The sequence below is a fragment of the Dialister histaminiformans genome (assembly GCF_900103425.1).
Classification (GTDB): Bacteria; Bacillota; Negativicutes; order Veillonellales; family Dialisteraceae; genus Allisonella; species Allisonella histaminiformans.
Genome location: NZ_FMXA01000016.1, coordinates 1 through 17,797 on the forward strand (window position 1 = coordinate 1; position 17,797 = coordinate 17,797).

A 17,797-nucleotide genomic window follows, 5' to 3' on the forward strand; every position below is an offset into this window, starting at 1 on the left:
AATTCACTAAACGATTCACTAAAGCAAGTCTTGACGAAGATTTTACTCTTTTTGAGCGTAAATTAAAGGAGCTGGGCATCAAGCACAAAAAGATTCGTCCCTTTACCCCAAGACACAATGGGAAAGTAGAACGCAGTCATCGCAAGGATAACGAACGCTTTTATGCCACGCATTGTTTCTTCTCTTTTGAAGATTTCAGCAGACAACTCAAAAGATATAATTATAGAGATTATAACTGCTTCCCAATGCGGCCACTTGGATGGAAATCTCCAAAAGATACACTCCATGATTTCATCAAGTACGGTGTAACATATGTTTGACAAACCAACACGTGCGAACCCAGCCAGATTTGCAATATCCGCAAAAATTTCTTCGAATGTTTTGAGACGTTGCCTTTGCATCAAAAGTGCAGGGTGTAGATTCTGCGAATAGCCTCCTGGTATATAAACTAAAAGCAGAAAGAATCTTTTACCTTTGATCCTTTCTGCTTTTATAAAGATTCTATACGAAGCATCCACTTGCAGATAAGCGGAGCCAATCTGCTCCCTTAAGCCTCTTATCTCTTATCCCTTACCGCTTTTATTGGCTTTCTTTCCGCTTCTCCTGCTTTTCTTGGGAAACGTTTAGGTGTCAGGCTGTTTTTTCTGAGATAGAGGATGACCCTCTTTTCTCCGGAGGGAAGGATGCATTCTTTTTCGCTTTCAAGTCTGGTTCCCATGAGAGAAAGAATGCCGGAGGCGTCCCTGAGTTCATCCTGGGCTCCCGGTCCTTTCATAGCGGCAAAGATTCCGCCTTTTTTTACGAAGGGCAGAGCCCATTCGGAAATGACGGGCATGGATTTCACCGCTCTGGCGGTCACTACGTCGAAATGGTCGCGGAAAGCGCCGTCCCGGGCCGCATCTTCCGCACGGCTGTGTACTACCGTCACGTTGGATACCCCCAGGATTTCTGCCGCCTCTTCAATGAAGCGGAGTTTTTTACGGATGGCATCCATGAGTACGACCTGCATATCCGGCCGGAGAATGGCCAGAATCATCCCCGGGAAACCGGCGCCGGTCCCCAGATCCAGAAGGCTGCCTCCCTGTGGGAAATACCGGGCATCGTATACAGTCAGAGAATCATACACATTCTTAATGAGACTTTCCCCGCTATCCTTAATACCTGTGAGGTTCATCACCCGGTTCTTTTCCATTACCAGTTCATTGTACTTTTCAAGGCGTGCCGCTATGGTTTCATCGCCCTGGATATGCAGTGCGTTAAGCATGTCCATGCCTGTCATCTGTATTCTCCCTTATGCTGCTTAAGAAATACCATCAGTACGGTCATATCCGCCGGGGATACGCCGGAAATTCTGGCTGCCTGTCCCAGAGACAGCGGACGGATCTTGTCCAGCTTCTGACGGGCTTCCATGGTAATCCCTTCCATATGAAGGAAATCAATACCGGCAGGAATCTTTTCATTTTCCATGCGGGCTGCCTTTTCGATGGCCTTTTCCTGTCTGGCAATATAGCCTTCATATTTAATCATGATTTCCATTTCTTCTGCTGCGTCCTGAGCAAAATGCGGGCATCCCAGATATTTTTCCATCTTTTCATAGGTAATTTCCGGACGTCTCAGAATCTGATCAGCCCCAATGCCTGTGGTAAGCGGTGCAGAACCGGCTGCCACCATGGCTTCATTAGTTGCCTTCGATGGAGTGAATCTCTTTGTATGGATGAAATGCAGGGCTTCTTCCAGTCTCTGCTTTCTGGCCTGGAAACGGGCATATCGTTCTTCCGATACCAGACCGATTGCATATCCCTTTTCTGTAAGACGCAGATCCGCATTATCCTGACGGAGGATGAGACGGTATTCGCTGCGGCTGGTCATCATACGGTACGGTTCATTGGTTCCCTTGGTTACCAGATCATCAATAAGGGCACCGATGTAGGCTTCATGACGTGCCAGTACGAACGGTTCCTTTCCTTTTATCTTCAGTGCCGCGTTGATGCCGGCCATAAGGCCCTGAGCGGCCGCTTCTTCATAGCCGGAGGTTCCGTTGGACTGACCTGCGGAATAAAGTCCCGGAAGCTTCTTTACTTCCAGAGTCGGATACAGCTGGAGAGGATCCAGCAGATCGTATTCAATCGCGTAAGCCGGACGCATAATCTTTACATCTTCCAGCCCCGGAATGGTACGCAGGAACGCATACTGTACATCCATCGGCAGGGATGTGGACATGCCCTGTACATACATTTCATTGGTGTCCAGTCCTTCCGGTTCGATGAAGAGCTGATGTCTCTTCTTATCCGCGAAACGGACTACCTTATCTTCAATGGACGGGCAGTATCTGGCTCCGACCCCGGTGATAAGACCGGAATACTTCGGTGCTCTCTTAATATTGTCCCGGATAATCTTATGGGTGGTTTCGTTGGTATAGGTGAGCCAGCAGACCGCCTTGTTTCTGTCCACATCTTCATCCATGAAGGAGAAGGAATGATGCTTCGGATCTCCTTCTTCCAGCGCCATGTGGTCCAGGTGCAGAGTACGCAGGTCGACACGGCTCGGTGTCCCGGTCTTGAAACGGAGCAGTTCGATACCATGCTTTCTCAGATTTTCAGAAAGTCCTGTACTTGGGCGCATGCCGTTCGGTCCACCTTTGTACTTGTTATCCCCGATGATGATATCACTTTCCAGATAGGTGCCTGTGCAGAGAATGACTGCCTTGGCTGTATAGGCTTCACCCAGTTCAGAAATAATTCCGTTGACATGGCCGTCTTCTTCCAGAATATCCACCACCATCATCTGTTTCAGATCCAGATTGTCGGTGTTTTCAATTACCTTTTTCATATAGCGGTGGTACGCGCCTTTGTCCGACTGGGCACGCAGAGCGTACACAGCCGGTCCCTTACTGCTGTTGAGCATGCGCATCTGAATGGCGGTGGCATCTGCTGCAATGCCCATTTCGCCGCCCAGCGCATCCAGTTCTTTGACCAGATGGCTCTTTCCCGGTCCGCCTACTGCCGGATTGCACGGCATCATCGCTACATTATCCAGAGAAATTGTCGTAAGCAGCGTTTTGCATCCCATACGGGCAGCAGCCAGTGCTGCTTCGCATCCCGCATGACCGGCGCCAACAACAATAACGTCATAGGAATCAATCAAATACATTTCTTACCCTTCTTTCCCCTCCGTCTGAGGGAGTAAACACTAAATCATGATAGATATTATACAGGCAAAAACGAGGCTATGCAAAAATATGTTTTGCACAGCCCCGTCTCATATCATCTAAAAAGAAAATCCGGTCTTCCGGTCTAGTCTGTCAGGGAGTTTCCTGAAGGAGGAAATTATTCGGTTACAAACTGAACCAGTGCTTCCTCCGGCTGGAATCCCATAGTCTGCTTTACCGCCTTGCCATCCTTGAACAGGATAAGGGTAGGAATGCTCATAATGCCAAACTGAGCGGCCAGTTCCTGCTGATCATCCACATCCACCTTGCCCACTTTCAGGGTATCGGCCTTTTCTTCAGCCAACTTGGCCACTACCGGTGCCAGACGACGACATGGCGGGCACCAGGTAGCCCAGAAATCTACCAGTACCGGCTTATCCGATTTAAGAACTTCTGCTTCAAAATTATCTTTGGTAATAACAACTTCCATAATGATTTCTCCTGTTATATATCAACCATATCTACAATTATCTATATACCTATTATACAGTACACCGTCAAGGCGTCAAGACTCGCTAAAAAGCAGGTATGAGATATGAAGTTTGAGGAAGGATAGGGTTCGGCTTGCGAGTTTTTCCTCTTACCTGTTTTTATGCACAGGCAGCAAAAAAGCTGTGACAGGTATCCTGCCACAGCTTTTTAGCCATTATTTATTCTTTTCTTCCCTTGAGGGACTGATCAAAGCTGTAGAATGCAGCCTTATCATCTTCAGTAGCCTTGAAACCGTCAACGATTTCGTGAGCGTTAGCTTCTTCTTCTACCTGTTCAGTAATGTACCACTGGAGGAATACTTCAGTTTCCAGATCGCCTTCTGCTCTTGCCTGCTTAAAGAGGCTGCGGATGGAGTCGGAAATGAATTCTTCGTGCTTCAGTGCAGCTTCAGATACCTGGCATGGGCAGTCAAAATGCTGAGTTACCGCATCGATAGCGCCGAATTCAGTAACCCCTTCTCTGTCTTCGATATAGTCAGAAATCTTAAATGCGTGTTCCAGTTCTTCATCATGCTGAATCTTGAGCCAGGATGCATAACCGGTGAATCCTTCTCTCTTCATATCCTTGGACATAGAGAGATAAAGATATGCGGAATACAGTTCCTTAACATACTGTTCATTCAGTGCTTTTTCCATAGATGCGGACAATTTCATAATGAATCCTCCTTATCAACATGTAGCTTTATTATTGGACAATGAGTTTGTCTATCTCTATTATATCGCATTTTTCCAATTAATCCAGATACTGAACAAATTTTATTCAGTTTATTTCATTCCCGAAACAATCTGTTTCAGATAGTCAGCAAACGGACCGCCCAGATCCTTTCTTCGCAGGGCAAATTCCACCGTGGCTTCCAGAAACCCCAGTTTATTGCCTACATCGTAACGGCGGCCTTCGAAGTTATACGCATAAACGCTGCTGTTTTTAGCCATAACCCGGAGTGCATCGGTGAGCTGAATTTCTCCACCTTTTCCCGGCTGCGTCTGTTCCAGAATCGGGAAGATATCCGGCGTAATGACATAGCGTCCCAGAACCGCTGTACGACTCGGTGCTTCTTCTACTGCCGGTTTTTCCACCATATCTTCCACCCGGTACAGATTAGATGTTTCTGTAGGAACGCCCTTAATAATGCCGTAGGAAGATACCGCTTCCTTCTCCACTTCCTGGCATCCAAGAATGGTGGAGCCCGTTTCATTATACATATCGATGAGCTGCTTCAGTGCCGGACGCTTCGGATTGTACACAATATCGTCTCCCAGAATGACACCGAATGGCTCATCATCCATAAAGGTCTTAGCGCAGAGAATAGCATCTCCCAGTCCGTTCATATGCTTCTGACGGACGTAGTGAACCGTAATGGAGGAAATGCGTTCAATTTCCTTAAGCAATTCCATCTTGCCATGTTCATACAGATGTCGTTCCAGTTCCGGAGAGGAATCAAAATGGTCTTCAATCGCTCTCTTGGCATGGCCGGAAATAATCAGAATCTCATTGATTCCGCTCTCCAGAATTTCTTCCACAATATACTGAATCGTCGGTTTGTCGACAATAGGCAGCATTTCCTTTGGCATGGCCTTGGTAGCCGGAAGGAAACGTGTACCGAATCCCGCTGCCGGGATGACTGCTTTTCTTATCTTTTTCATAACCTGCTCCTTAAACCTGTTATTTTTATAATCTGCATTTAATCTTATGTTAACCATCCCCGGAAAAAAAGTAAAGCACAGTGGCCTGACGGCCACAGAACGGGAACATTGCATGTTCCCTCTCAGACTTCAGACGACAGACCGAGAATCCTTTGGATTCTCTTTCAGACTGACAACCATACATTATGCGTTCCTATAATTTAACAATGTGGAATCAACTTTCCACCGTCTTCGACGGTCCCCCTTTCTCTCCAGAAAGGCGTTTCATTTTGTGCGTTACCTTTTGGATGCACTTTTCAATTCTTCTGCTAAGCATGCTGTAAAAACAAAAAGCAAAAAGAATCATTTCTTGTGATTCTTTCTGCTTTCCATATACAACCAATTTCCGCATCCCCCCTGCAATTCTAAAGGAATTGCACCGTCTCAAGAATCCATCAGGATTCTTGCCGTCTCGGGCCGAAGGACTGCGGTCCCGAGAATGGCTCTCCCATTCTTGCGGGCAGCAAACATAGTTTGCTGGGGGTGAAGTGGAAAACACTTTTACAAAAGGCTATTCGCAGAATCCACTTGCGGACAAGCGAAGCGCGTCTGCCAAACCTCCTACCTCCAACCTCACACCTCTTACCTCTCCTATCAGAACGCCGGATCTTCTGTGAGTTTTTTCTTTCTGTCCATAGTCATGGCATTCTCTGCGTTGATAGCATAGGCCGGGGACGAGAAATCATAGGCTTCGTGATAGAACGAAGTCCGGGCCTGGAACAGGCCAGACAGAGTATCAAATATCAGGTCATTGGTAAATGGTGTATGCTCGTGTGCCTTCATCTGCTTCATCAGTTCCGGATATTTTGCCTGGTACGATGGGGACAGATATACGAAGAACGGAATATGGACCATATCAAAATAGAACGGTGACGTACCGTGGAAATGTTTCATGTTTTCCCCATGGTCTGAGAAATAGACCATAGCCTGCAGATTCATGTTATCCCGGGCATAATTGAAGATATTCTGCATAATCCAGTCGTCATAAGCAATGGTCATATCATAATCATGGTCAGGGTTATTCGGAGAAATGCCAAACTGATTCCAACGGGATACCGGAACACGTGTCTTATAGGTATAGTGGCTGCCGGTAATGTTGATGAACACCACCCGTTTCTTTGCCGGAGGTAATTCTTTCAGCACATTCAGAGCATATTCATCCGGATTCTGTTCCCAGTAGGTATGATCACACCTTTCAGCAATCATGGTGACGCCGGCGCTGGACAGGGAGCTGCGGTTCTTGAACGAAATCCAGTCGGTGGCGAATCCTGCCTTGCGAAGGGCATCCACCAGGCTGACTACGTGCCGCAGGTCGTTATCCCCATACTGGTTAGCGCTGGTGAGCGCATAGCTGAGGGACATGAGCGTATTCGGGAAATTAGAGTAAGCCTTGTACCCCAGAGCGAAATCAGGAGTTTTCGCCATAGCGGAAAGCCAGGGCGTATTATTTTCCCGATATTCCGGATTGAAAGCCTTCATGTGGTCACGGTTGGCACTTTCCCCGATAATGACGATATAGGTTCCATCCGGTGCATTCTGCCCTTCCTGAAGCAGCATGGCCCCGGTATTCTTATTGATATTGTCATTCATCTGGGACAGTACCTGGAAGTCACTGCCCTTGCTTTCCACAGCGCGATAAATATTGACAGGGAACACATGAGTGAACATGCGGTAGAATCCGCCGATAAACAGGATAGACACCAGCACCAGGCCGATTTTCCCGCGCCGGCTCAGGCTCTTCACCGGACTTTCACAGGAAGCTGCTGCCTTAAGAAGGGAGAATGAACCCTTCATGGCCAGCACCAGCAGAGCGGCTACCAGCACCACGGAGCCAACGGCCATAGCCGGAGAGGCTACGGTGGTAAAGAAAGATTTCACTTCATCGCTGTGTGTAGCCATAACGGCCATCATGGCGAACATATCCATTTCTCCGCCCATGACGATGTAATATCCCACATAGACAAAGGGCATGGCCAGAAGGAACAGCGCAAGCAGTCCCTGCACGATGCCCCAGGGGATGCGCGCCTTCAGGCAATGGCGGCTCCACACGCCTGACACATAGGGAAGCGTGAAAATCAGGGCTGCATACATGTAGTAATCCCCCAGATGCTTCTTTTCCGGAAGATCTGCGAACCCGTATCCCCAGGTAAACACCGCTGCCCACAGCACAGGCAGTACCACCGCCCAGGGCAGCAGTTTCTTCAGGTACGAATCAGTAAACACAGAGAACATCCCCAGAGAGACAATCCATACCACGAGTACGGATGTCAGAAGCCGGGGATTCATATAACTTGCAAGGGTGGGATAATCCCCGCCGAGCTTAAGGATGCCTGCCGCTGCCACCACAAAAAGCAGGACGGTGAGCAGGGAGCGCTTCAGAATCTGTTTCATCACAATTTCCTCTTTTAAACACAACAGCAGAAAAGTCTGCTGCCACAACATTCCTATATTAGCAGAAAATTAAATTTCCGGCTAACGTTTTCATTCCTTTCTTTCATTTGGCGAACCGGCGGTTATAGTCTATACTTAGAAAGAGATTTTTAAGGAGGATTCCCATGAGTTTCTGGTACAAAGAAAGACAGAAAATGGCCCTGTGGTGGAATGGCATTTCCCGCCAGGAAATCCACAGCTACGTATACACCGCCGTTCTTTTTCTGTTCCTGACCTTTTTATATTTTATGAGTATCCATATTTCCGGCCTGTTCTCGTGGTATCGTTTTCAGCGCAGTATGATGGAGTGTTTTATCATGCTGTTCCTCACCCAGCTCATGACCGGAAAAAATATGCTTCATCCTTTCTGGAGAATTGGATATATTCCCTTTGCCCTCTGGATTACCGTATTCCCTTACTGCATCACCCATGCACTGAACGGTTCCCACTATTCGGACTTTAATCATCTGACCCCTTATTTTCTCACCGCTTTCGGTGTTCTTCTCCTCCTGTTCTTCATGATGAACATCATTTCCAAAGCGGTACTGGGAAAGAAGATGATGACCGTCATCGTGCTGGCCATGGCCGGCTATTTCTCCTTCAGCCCATTCATTTATCTTCTCCACTTTCATCTCACCGGAATGGTTCTCTCGCCAAGAGAACTCTTCTTTGCCAGTCACATGCCCATGGACTGGATTGCCCATATCATTTACCCCCGCATCGGGTGGTCCGGTCTTATCGCCATTGCGCTGGGCATGATTATTTATCTCACCCTGTACTGCCGATGGATATGGAGCAGTGCCTACCATCTGAATCCCCGCTGGAAAGATCAGCACGGTACACAGATTTCCATTCTCTACCGCATTCTCCAGCTCCTGGTCTTCATCGGCTGCGTATGGCTCCTCGTCCGCTGGAGCAGTGAATGCTTCCCCATGAAGGAATTTAACAGTATTAATGCCTATGAAGAGTATCTGGATACGATTACGAATTCCAATCCATGAAGATGAACTGGTAATCGCAGACCAAGCGGAAAAACTTCTGCATGCATTACATTCTCTGTAAGAAAAATTACAGTCCTGATTTTCCTTATATTGTTCACAGGAAAATCCATAGTCCACTTACAGCAAACAACTGAGCCGGTAATGAAGTCACTATTGTGTAACCTCATTACCGGCTCAGTTTTTATGCCCATTTCCATATATACCGATTCACAGATCTCAGCCATGTACCAGCCGGCTGTTACCCCATGGATGGTTTGCCAGAGCTTCCTCAATCTTATGTATTTTTTCAGAAATATGATGAACTATTCTATCCATACCTTTCTCTGCCTGGCGAACTTCGTTTCCTTTGTAGTCACCAGTACGAATCTTATCCATAAACAGAACCTGACTGGTCATCTTCAGTTCACTGACCAGCGAGGAATCAAGGGAAGAGTCCAGAATCACCATATCCGGCACAAAGGAATTCAATGCCTGTAAAAGTTCTGCTGCATAAGCCTTTCTTTCATGCGTTTCGGTCATCTGACGGGCCATGTCAGGGCTGAACAGCCGGAGAATTTCCCTTCTGATTTTTGCGGTATCAGATAAAGCCGCAGACTCTCCGGAAATGCGATGCCTCTTCACCTGATTATCCAGTGGAAATAAATAGTCCCCCTTCACATGGTTGCGGTACAGGACCAGCACCTCATGGCCTTCCTGAACCAGCGCCTGCGACAATTCGCATATACCCCGTTCCGTAGTTCCAAAACGATCATTCTTATCCAATCCCATATCCACAATAGCTATTTTCATAGTTCCACCTGCTTTGCAAAATATATTTGAAGAACCAAGATTTCTTACCACATCTTTATATCCTTATGATGCACCAGCCACATAAACCTGATGAAAATAATTGTTAAACTTTTGTTAAACTTTGTAAGCCCTTAAAGAGAGGTACGAGGTTTGGCATACTCGCTTCGCTCGTCCGCAAAAGGTATAAAAAAACGGCTTCCAAATCTATTGGAAGCCGTTTTTTGAAGCTTTCAGATCTCACCTGCAGAAGTCGAAAACTTCTGTACATTAAGGAGCGAAGCCCAATCTCTTTTGGTCTGAAGAGAATCCGTCCCCTGCAAAACGTTGCGTTTTGCACAGCCCTGCCATGTTGATGTCAGAGCACAGCCTTATGAATCTTTTAAAGATTCATACAGCCCTAAGCCGAAGGCTTACAGCCCATGAGCTTCAGCTCATCCATCAAATCTTCTTTGCAAATTCAAGAACCCATGGCTGATTGTAATGCTTCGGAATGTCTCTCTTGAATTTTGCCCAGTACTTATTGACATAACGGTGAGCTGCCCAGCCAAAGTGATAGTTAAACTTCAGTACGGCCCTGGTTCCCAGGTCGTTAATAAGTTTTACATCCATATGGCCTTCACCGTCTACCGGGAACAGGATATTCGGAGTAGTGAGGCTTCGGAAAATGACCTGGTTATCATAGAGATCCTGGCGCAGCTTTTCCATCAGTTCCAGAAGAGTCTTCTCATTTTTACGGAATAATTCCTCATCCACGAAGAAATCATGCAGGCATTTCGCCTGAGATCCATCGGAATTTTCCACGATATCGTACACGTACCCCACATGGTCCACCCCGATATTTACCGGCACCGTTCCATAGTAATGGGGAATGGTCTTTGGATCAAATCCTCTTCCGTACAGGATTTTGATGTATTTAAACTCAAATGCGCAGATTCGTTTCCCATCTTCGGAAAGAATCACTTTAATACATTTGTCCGGACGGCCGGGATAGTGGTAGCAGGCACGATGATTGCCCTTGGAAATAAATCCTTCTTCCTTAAGTATAACCGTTTCAGGTTTCTTCATGTCTTATATCCTCCTTCACGAAAGCCGTACGTTTACAGCAGGTCAATAAAATGCTGGGCTTCCTGAATTCCCTTATAATAAGGTCTCATATCATGTTTAAATTTCTTCCAGTGCTTTTCCACATGTTTATGGGCTGCATAACTGATGTGGTAAGGAATCTTAAGCTTATTCGGCATGCCCAGATCATTGACAAGCCGGATGGACAGCGTGCCATCCGCTGCCTGGGGAAAAAGCACATTCCATGCTTCCAGACTGCGCACAATGACCTGATTGTCATATAAATCCTTATGAAGACTGCACATTAATTCCAGCAGCCTTTCCTGGTGTTCCTTCAGCATCTGCGGATTTTTCAGGAAATCATCCAGAGTCAGCGCCGGTGTACCATCAGCATTCTCTACCAGATCATATACATAGCCCGTCCCTTTACTGGTTTCAATCATTCCATAATACCCGGGAATGAGCTTCGGGTAAAATCCTCTTTTATGAAGAGTTCTGAGGAAATCCAGTTCAAAATTAACTGTCCGTGCCCCGTCACTGTTTAAAATAATCTTTATACATTTTGTCTTATCCACAGGATGACGATAGCAGGCTCGATGACCGCCTTTCCCGAGGAACAGATCATCGGTAATGTTCACTATATCCATTGTCATGTTCCTTTCTGTTCATCGCGTAACGCCCTCTCATCCGCGAGGTAAAAATTTCTTATCGTATTCTTTTTCCGACTTTATCTTTTTCAGCTGATGATGCGGCCTCTTATCCATCTGCCGTCTCCACCATACGCCGGCCTTATCCCGCATCATCCTCATGTGGTGCCGTATCCGGAAGCTTCTGTCGGCCGGTACAAACACCGCTTCGCTCCACAGCCCGGGATTATCTTCTGATTCTACACGAATCACCAGTCGTTTTTCCAGATGCTGCAGCTGCTTATTTATAGATTCTTCCGTGGCCGGCTGGCCATCACTGTACCATTTCACCTGTCCCTGCACTCCATAAGTATATGCAGAAATTTCCGGCTTTTCTCCTGGCCAGATGGCCCAGTCGTAGGCAAAATGATTATTGATACAAATCTGGATTATGGAAAGCGGCAGACGGGTATTTTCCAGAATTTCCCATTCGGAAATTCCGGCTCCCTGTCCCTTTGATTCCAGGATTTCAAACTTCACCCAGGTTACTCCTGACTGGCGGGGCACGGTAATCAGGGTTTCCTGTCCCTGTTTCCGGAAGGGCCCTGTCATGCAGGAATACCCGGTACTGAAGGTAAGTCGTCCTTTCAGCACCTGGTTTTCATCATCCATATTCCCATAAAAAGCTACGGCCTCGATATCCTGAGGCGTATCAAAGTCGCATCGGCACCATTTTTCCCTGTCCTCTGCGTCAGGTATCCAGAGATAATTTTCCATTGCCGGGTGTTTATCGGTAATATGTTCCGTATTCATCATCATGAAATCATGAAGATAGTCCCCGTTACCGGAGGAAACAGAAACCTTCCCCTCATATATCCGGTTGTCGGTTCGCCGGAGCCAGAAGACCTGATCTCCGTTAATCAGGCGGATGGCCCGGGTAGATGCCTTCTGTGACATATGACAGCAAAGCGCCTTATAGATAATATTCTGCTTCAACCAAGACCGGCACGCCTCTTCCACAGGGAACCGTATACGCTGGTCCCATTCATACACCGGATTATCGGTTTCATATGCCTTATTCCAGAGCTGGTCTGTATTTATCACAGAAGACAGAAGATGCGGACCATAAAAATCCTTTCTTCCTTCAAATCCCGTACTGTAGCAGAATCCCATAAGCACTACCGGCCGGTAATCATGACAGGTATGCAGAATGGAATTCATTGCATGCAGAAATCCCAGATAGCACAGCCGGTGATCCGGGTGAGAGTCAAAATCCGTAGCCAGAATCATGGCCGGCTTATCCCGGAGGATGACATCCTTTATGTCCTGAACCAGTCCATTCCATGTATACGCCTGATGTTTTCCCCGGTACTGCATGGCAAAGTCAGCATGTGTATCCATGCCATAGGTTTCCCTGCGTCCATCGCGTCCGGCAAGCGCTTCCTTCCTGCCGCTGACGAACACATTGCGTTCCCCATGCACTCCCCCATCAGGATACCCCAGGAAAACGATATCTTTTTCCGGCACGCCAAGAAGAGACAGCGCCTGTATCGCCTCTTTCATGCGGACAAGTCCGCGATACTTCCAGTCTCCGTTGGTAGTAAATACGCAGATGACGCGGATGCCCAGATGGCGGGCATGGTAAATGACTGTCCCCGCCAGATTGATTTCATCATCCTCATGGGGAATGATAACCATCAGTGTACGGGATGATTCATCCAGTCCTTCAAAGAAGGAGAAAAGCCCATTATTCTTTCCCTGTGCTGACATCCTGTAAAAGCGCCTCCCATTCATCCCAGATTTTTTCAGGTGCATACTGTTTCATGCTCTCTGCGGCCTGCCGGCCCATAATCGTTCGTTTTTCCGCATCATCCATCAGGGCCTTCAGCGCTTCGGCCAGAGACTCCACGCTTCCCTTGTCGGCCAGGAACCCGGTGACTCCATCCTGAATCAGATCTTCCACACCGGTACATCCTTTAAATCCTACAGCTGGAACCCCGGCCGCCATAGCCTCTGTAAGTCCCAGTCCCCAGCCTTCCGCCCGGCTGGGAAGACAGAAAATGTCACTTCTGGCATACACATCTTCCACGTGAGTGGTCTGCCCTTTAATCAGGATCCTTCCTGATAAGGAATGCTTATCCGCCCATGACTGTATCCGGCTGCCATAGTGCCCGGAATATCCCCAGAACTCTACATTCCAATCGGGATGATCCGCTGCCAGAAGGCCAAACGCTTCGGCAAGAAGATGCTGCTGTTTATTTTTTGTCAGACTTCCTACGCAGGAAATCAGATGCTTTTCTTTCGCGTCTCCCGGATGTGCTTTCTTTACCGGCGGATATACCGGGTTCCCAATGACTTTCACCGGCAGGTCCGGAAAGAACTCCCTCGCTGTCTTCAATCCTGATGGAAGCAGAATCTGAAGCGCTCTGCATTTTCTTACCGCCGCAATTTCCGCCTTTGACATATTGGGAAAAAGATAGCAGGGATGCGAATGCATCATCTGTATCACCGGCGCCGTACAATGCGCGTCATCTATCACATATTTAGTGGAAGGGACCGAACATGAAAGGACTACATCCGCCGGATGTTTCTGCAGATATTTCTGAATCTGCATACCGTACTGGCGTCCCTTGAACCGCGCGTTCATTTCCTGTCCTCCGGATTTTGAAAATACCCGGACGATTTCCCGTAAGGCCCGGAGTCTTACCGGAAGTTTGTCAGAGATGATTTTCTTTCCATCCTGAAACAGGATATTATGCTGAACCACCCGGCTGTCCAGAGGAAAATAAGGATCTCCCTCACAGCGATCCCTGTACAGTATAGTCACCGCATGCCCACGGCGGATCATTTCCCCGGAAAGCTGGCAGATTACCTTTTCCACTCCCCCTGGATTGTTCACATAGTGAGTTCCAAAATGGGCAATAACTATATGCATGACTCCTCCTTTCAGGCGTCCTTACTATCGGATGAACCCGCTTTCACTTCAACCTTAACAATTCAGACCTTACTCTTTATGGTCACTGATTATTTTTCTGTTTTTTCGCTCCAGCTTTTTTATCTTATGATTGGCATACCTTCTGCAAGGACCATCTATATGATGGATAATGCACCAGCAAAGGAACTTATCTCTCAGACGTCCTCCAATAGGATATCTTCTTAAATCGCGAAGAGATTCAACCAGTTCCTTCTGAAATTTTTCAGGTAAATCATGATTTATCAGGGACATAGAATAAGCCTTAACGGCTCCGGAAAATGCCCGGCTTGCACAATGCGCAACTAAATCCTTGTAATTCTTTTCGCAGATATGAAGGCGATAGTACCAGATACTGAAATTGCCCATATAATATTTGCCATCGCAGGTATGGCGGATTGAATTAGGGTTATCCCCAATGTGATAATACAGTATTTCAGGGATAACTTCGATACGCTGTGCTTTCATGAACAGTTGAATGGACATATATCCATCTTCTGCTGAACGTTCCATTTCTTCAGGAACCTTTTCTCCAATCCAGAAATCTCTTAAAGAAGCCATTCTCCAAAGCGTAGAATATTTTCCTGTAATGGATTTGCGTCGCATCGCGGATAGTTCTTCTTTTTGCGGAATCTGTTCTTTGGTTACAATCCCCTGATATTGATACTGCACACCATAAAGAATCAGGTCTGCATGGCTCTCATTGATTTTTTTCAGCACATTTTCCACCAGGGTTGGATCCGCAGAATCATCTGCATCTACCCACACAATGTATTTTCCCTGAGCCTTTTGGATTCCCACTTCACGGGTCCTGGCAACTCCCTTATTGGATTGGTGAAACACTTTTATCATAGGAAATTGTCTGGCATATTCGTCACAGATTTCACCAGAACGGTCCGGAGACCCATCATCAATAACAATAACCTCATAATTTTCCTGGCAGGTCTGTCTCACAACACTATCAAGACAGCCCCGTATATATTTTTCAGCCTTATAAACAGGAATGATAATTGATACTGTTATATTTTCCATGAAAGTCTCCTTACATAATAATTTTCTTCCCTTCAACCGCTAAAGAAAGAATCTTTTCCCATGTGCCCCAGATTTTTTCAGGAGAATATTGTTTCATCGCTTCATGAGCGGCTTTTCCCATCTTTACACGAAGGTCCTGATTTTCCATCAGTCGACTTAATCCTCCGGCCAGCTCTTCTGCCCCTTCTCCCACAAGATATCCTGTCCTGCCATCCTCAATCAGTTCATTGACTCCCATACAGCTTTTAAAACCAACTCCCGGCAACCCCGCACTCATACCTTCTGCTAAAGCAAGCCCAAACCCTTCGTAAGCACTGGGGAGCACTATGATGTCTGCATTGACATACTTGCTTAACACATCATTCGTATTACCGCAAAGAGTAATTTTATCGTTAAGCTTTTTAGTTTCAATTAAATTCTGAAGCTCCCTTGTGTATACCTTTTTGCCATCAGGTTCTGAGCCCCAGAATTCAAGATGCCATTGTGGAAATTTATCAGCTATCCGGGAAAAAGCCTCTATCAGAAGGTGAGGCTGCTTCTGATGTCTTGTCAGCCTGGCCACATCAATAATTGTATACGTTGATTTTTTCTTTCCCAGATCGGCCACAACAGGATACATGGGTACGACATTCGGAACACAGACCGCCTGCACCTGAGGAAGTTTTTCCTTTAATTTTACCAGATCATCTTTCAGCAGCACCTGCACACAGGCACTTTTTCGCAACGCTTCAATTTCCTGAGAATCTTCCCAGTTAACTGCCTCATTAACTGAAAAGTGAAACATCGTAACCAGTGGAATCTGGAAATCAGGACACGCACCAAAGAAAACCGCACTGGACTCCGCATCAAATGAAACAATGACATCAGGCTTAAACTGGCGTAGCACCTTTCTCATTCCTTCTCTGAAATAAGAATATCTTCCTTTGTTCCTCCAGTATAAGGCCTTCTTTTTACTAAACGGTCTTACGGCTTCTCTTATACATTTGAAAACCAGCAAATCTTTCGAGCTTCCAATAAAATTATTCAGATTCAACATCCGGACAGATGTGTCAACAGGATAATATGGCTTTCCTTCCTGTGTATCATACGACAAGATACCCACATCATGTCCTCTTTGAATCATAGCATTAGCCATACGTGATTCTACTTGTTCCATGCCGCCATTGCGACCATACAACGCAGCAATCCTCGCCAGTAATATTCTCATTTGTCTCTCAATACTATTTCTGCTTTAACTGCATACAACATAAAGGAATAAAGCTGCCCATTAATGCAAAATACATCCTCGCCGGAATCTTATTAATTATCGTTGTATCTACAAATCCCTGAATGAAAAATGAAAGAAAGACCATATACACAGCCAAAGCGAAGGCTGAATCTTTTTTCATTTTCACCAGCTTTGTCAAAGTGACCGCCGATACAATAACAAAAATCCCATATCCGGCAAATCCTACCATGCCGCCGGTAGATAAGAAGAACAATGGCATATTATGCGGCATGGAATGACCGGTTTCATGAATATCTGCAGGTCTGTACTGACCATAGTATGCTTCGCCCCAATGACCGGCACCAACCCCCAGAATCTTATGGTCTTTCCACATAGCAATGCTTGCCTGAATCATCTGTGCTCTTTCTCCTCCGGCTCTGGTGATAGATTTTCCGGATTCAGCCAGTTCTATAACATCAACGTTTCTTTCCTCACCCATATGATGGAAGGCCAATCCGCCGCCAAGAAGAAGAACAAGGATTACGACCCAGATATATCTGCTGAATTTAATCGCCTGATATTTTCTTAAGCTGAGGTATGTCCATAATACCCCTAAAATGACAGCCCCTACAAGCGCAAGTACTGCTCCTCTGGAGCCAGTAAGGTACAGACAGACCAACTGCATAATTATTGTACAAGCCGATAAGATTTTATAGGCATGCTGTTTAATTTTCAGCGCATAATATCCAATTATCGGAAGCGTAATATTAATCATTGTACCAAAATGGTTCGGATGAGCATAAGAGCTCCTAATTCTTAATCCCGGGTTTATATACCATTGGTGCAATCCAATACTACAGGCAATCACAGCTCCTATCAGGATTCCCCAGCGAAATCCTTTTTCCGCATCATATTTGCTTAAAATCCACCAGGTGATAAAGAAAGGAAAACAAAGCCCGGCCTCATTAAGGGATTTAACCATATCCAACCGGTCTCCATGCAGCACAGCAGTGAGAATAAAGAGCAGATAAAAGCCCAGAATTCCTGATATCATCAGGTAAAATCCTCTGTTTCGATTTGGCAGAAAAGGACGTTTCTTCCGCAATGAATATATACCATCCGCAATAAGGAACAGAGCAAAAACAATCAATGCATAGCTGAAATAAGACGCTTTAAAGCACCATGAAATTATGACAAGAATAGAAAAAACAGATATGCTGGCAATTTGATCAATCCGTATATTATGTATCACTTTATGTATCCTTTTCCTTCCTTAAATCAAAATTGCTTCAGACCC

16 protein-coding genes are annotated in these 17,797 nt (G+C 46.2%); 2 read left to right on the forward strand and 14 right to left on the reverse strand.

The features are described from left to right. Positions 1-320 (forward strand): integrase core domain-containing protein (locus tag BLQ79_RS06165; RefSeq protein ID WP_143270097.1); only part of this gene is annotated, 320 nt, incomplete at its 5' end. Between the two features lie 236 nt (positions 321-556). On the opposite strand, the gene rsmG is transcribed toward BLQ79_RS06165, so the two are convergent. From rsmG to BLQ79_RS06195, 6 genes are all read right to left on the reverse strand, one after another. Next, positions 557-1,279 (reverse strand): 16S rRNA (guanine(527)-N(7))-methyltransferase RsmG, encoded by a 723-nt coding sequence (gene rsmG / locus BLQ79_RS06170; protein WP_091364902.1) that lies wholly within the window; start codon positions 1,277-1,279, stop codon positions 557-559. Further along, positions 1,276-3,150 (reverse strand): tRNA uridine-5-carboxymethylaminomethyl(34) synthesis enzyme MnmG, encoded by a 1,875-nt coding sequence (gene mnmG, locus BLQ79_RS06175; RefSeq protein WP_091364904.1) that lies wholly within the window; start codon positions 3,148-3,150, stop codon positions 1,276-1,278. The genes rsmG and mnmG overlap by 4 nt, the downstream gene beginning before the upstream one ends. 176 nt (positions 3,151-3,326) lie before the next feature. After that, positions 3,327-3,638: a thioredoxin gene (gene trxA / locus BLQ79_RS06180; RefSeq protein ID WP_091364906.1), complete on the reverse strand. Its 312-nt coding sequence runs from the start codon at positions 3,636-3,638 to the stop codon at positions 3,327-3,329. A 220-nt stretch (positions 3,639-3,858) separates the two neighbouring features. Continuing rightward, positions 3,859-4,353: a ferritin gene (locus BLQ79_RS06185; RefSeq protein WP_091364909.1), complete on the reverse strand. Its 495-nt coding sequence runs from the start codon at positions 4,351-4,353 to the stop codon at positions 3,859-3,861. Between the two features lie 111 nt (positions 4,354-4,464). After that, the gene (gene galU, locus BLQ79_RS06190; protein ID WP_091364961.1) at positions 4,465-5,343 is read right to left on the reverse strand and encodes a UTP--glucose-1-phosphate uridylyltransferase GalU; all 879 of its coding nucleotides are present in this window, start codon (positions 5,341-5,343) and stop codon (positions 4,465-4,467) included. A 633-nt stretch (positions 5,344-5,976) separates the two neighbouring features. Further along, complete coding sequence (locus tag BLQ79_RS06195) at positions 5,977-7,773, reverse strand: phosphoethanolamine transferase (RefSeq protein ID WP_234944945.1); 1,797 nt, start codon at positions 7,771-7,773, stop codon at positions 5,977-5,979. A 164-nt stretch (positions 7,774-7,937) separates the two neighbouring features. Between BLQ79_RS06195 and BLQ79_RS06200 the strand changes: the two genes are divergently transcribed. Then, on the forward strand, positions 7,938-8,813 hold the full coding sequence (locus BLQ79_RS06200; RefSeq protein WP_091364913.1) for a hypothetical protein: 876 nt from the start codon (positions 7,938-7,940) through the stop codon (positions 8,811-8,813). A gap of 216 nt (positions 8,814-9,029) precedes the next feature. On the opposite strand, the gene BLQ79_RS06205 is transcribed toward BLQ79_RS06200, so the two are convergent. The 8 genes from BLQ79_RS06205 to BLQ79_RS06240 form a co-directional block, all read right to left on the reverse strand. Beyond that, positions 9,030-9,602 carry a glycosyltransferase family protein gene (locus BLQ79_RS06205; RefSeq protein ID WP_091364915.1) on the reverse strand — a complete coding sequence of 191 codons (573 nt, stop codon included), beginning with the start codon at positions 9,600-9,602 and terminating at the stop codon, positions 9,030-9,032. A 438-nt stretch (positions 9,603-10,040) separates the two neighbouring features. Further along, positions 10,041-10,667: a YrbL family protein gene (locus BLQ79_RS06210; protein WP_091364917.1), complete on the reverse strand. Its 627-nt coding sequence runs from the start codon at positions 10,665-10,667 to the stop codon at positions 10,041-10,043. A 32-nt stretch (positions 10,668-10,699) separates the two neighbouring features. Further along, the gene (locus BLQ79_RS06215; protein ID WP_159427866.1) at positions 10,700-11,311 is read right to left on the reverse strand and encodes a YrbL family protein; all 612 of its coding nucleotides are present in this window, start codon (positions 11,309-11,311) and stop codon (positions 10,700-10,702) included. A gap of 36 nt (positions 11,312-11,347) precedes the next feature. Next, entirely contained in the window at positions 11,348-13,060 is a 1,713-nt protein-coding gene (locus BLQ79_RS06220; protein ID WP_159427867.1) for a PIG-L family deacetylase, read from the reverse strand. Then, a complete protein-coding gene (locus BLQ79_RS06225) occupies positions 13,038-14,225 on the reverse strand; it encodes a glycosyltransferase (RefSeq protein WP_091364925.1) in 1,188 nt (395 codons plus the stop codon). The genes BLQ79_RS06220 and BLQ79_RS06225 overlap by 23 nt, the downstream gene beginning before the upstream one ends. Positions 14,226-14,294: 69 nt before the next feature. Then, entirely contained in the window at positions 14,295-15,293 is a 999-nt protein-coding gene (locus BLQ79_RS06230) for a glycosyltransferase family 2 protein (protein WP_091364927.1), read from the reverse strand. Between the two features lie 10 nt (positions 15,294-15,303). Beyond that, positions 15,304-16,500 carry a glycosyltransferase gene (locus tag BLQ79_RS06235; protein ID WP_091364929.1) on the reverse strand — a complete coding sequence of 399 codons (1,197 nt, stop codon included), beginning with the start codon at positions 16,498-16,500 and terminating at the stop codon, positions 15,304-15,306. A gap of 13 nt (positions 16,501-16,513) precedes the next feature. Beyond that, a complete protein-coding gene (locus BLQ79_RS06240; protein ID WP_143270099.1) occupies positions 16,514-17,554 on the reverse strand; it encodes an O-antigen ligase family protein in 1,041 nt (346 codons plus the stop codon). Positions 17,555-17,797: the final 243 nt, after the last annotated feature.

What these genes read in the sequence shown, in the direction of transcription:
- BLQ79_RS06210 (WP_091364917.1), bottom strand. Translation starts at nt 10,667, where the DNA reads ATGAAGAAACCTGAAACGGTTATACTTAAGGAAGAAGGATTTATTTCC.
- BLQ79_RS06230 (WP_091364927.1), bottom strand. Translation starts at nt 15,293, where the DNA reads ATGGAAAATATAACAGTATCAATTATCATTCCTGTTTATAAGGCTGAA.
- trxA (WP_091364906.1), bottom strand. Translation starts at nt 3,638, where the DNA reads ATGGAAGTTGTTATTACCAAAGATAATTTTGAAGCAGAAGTTCTTAAA.
- BLQ79_RS06195 (WP_234944945.1), bottom strand. Translation starts at nt 7,773, where the DNA reads ATGAAACAGATTCTGAAGCGCTCCCTGCTCACCGTCCTGCTTTTTGTG.
- BLQ79_RS06225 (WP_091364925.1), bottom strand. Translation starts at nt 14,225, where the DNA reads ATGCATATAGTTATTGCCCATTTTGGAACTCACTATGTGAACAATCCA.
- rsmG (WP_091364902.1), bottom strand. Translation starts at nt 1,279, where the DNA reads ATGACAGGCATGGACATGCTTAACGCACTGCATATCCAGGGCGATGAA.
- BLQ79_RS06205 (WP_091364915.1), bottom strand. Translation starts at nt 9,602, where the DNA reads ATGAAAATAGCTATTGTGGATATGGGATTGGATAAGAATGATCGTTTT.
- BLQ79_RS06200 (WP_091364913.1), top strand. Translation starts at nt 7,938, where the DNA reads ATGAGTTTCTGGTACAAAGAAAGACAGAAAATGGCCCTGTGGTGGAAT.
- BLQ79_RS06235 (WP_091364929.1), bottom strand. Translation starts at nt 16,500, where the DNA reads ATGAGAATATTACTGGCGAGGATTGCTGCGTTGTATGGTCGCAATGGC.
- mnmG (WP_091364904.1), bottom strand. Translation starts at nt 3,150, where the DNA reads ATGTATTTGATTGATTCCTATGACGTTATTGTTGTTGGCGCCGGTCAT.
- BLQ79_RS06185 (WP_091364909.1), bottom strand. Translation starts at nt 4,353, where the DNA reads ATGAAATTGTCCGCATCTATGGAAAAAGCACTGAATGAACAGTATGTT.
- BLQ79_RS06215 (WP_159427866.1), bottom strand. Translation starts at nt 11,311, where the DNA reads ATGGATATAGTGAACATTACCGATGATCTGTTCCTCGGGAAAGGCGGT.
- galU (WP_091364961.1), bottom strand. Translation starts at nt 5,343, where the DNA reads ATGAAAAAGATAAGAAAAGCAGTCATCCCGGCAGCGGGATTCGGTACA.
- BLQ79_RS06240 (WP_143270099.1), bottom strand. Translation starts at nt 17,554, where the DNA reads ATGATATCAGGAATTCTGGGCTTTTATCTGCTCTTTATTCTCACTGCT.
- BLQ79_RS06220 (WP_159427867.1), bottom strand. Translation starts at nt 13,060, where the DNA reads ATGTCAGCACAGGGAAAGAATAATGGGCTTTTCTCCTTCTTTGAAGGA.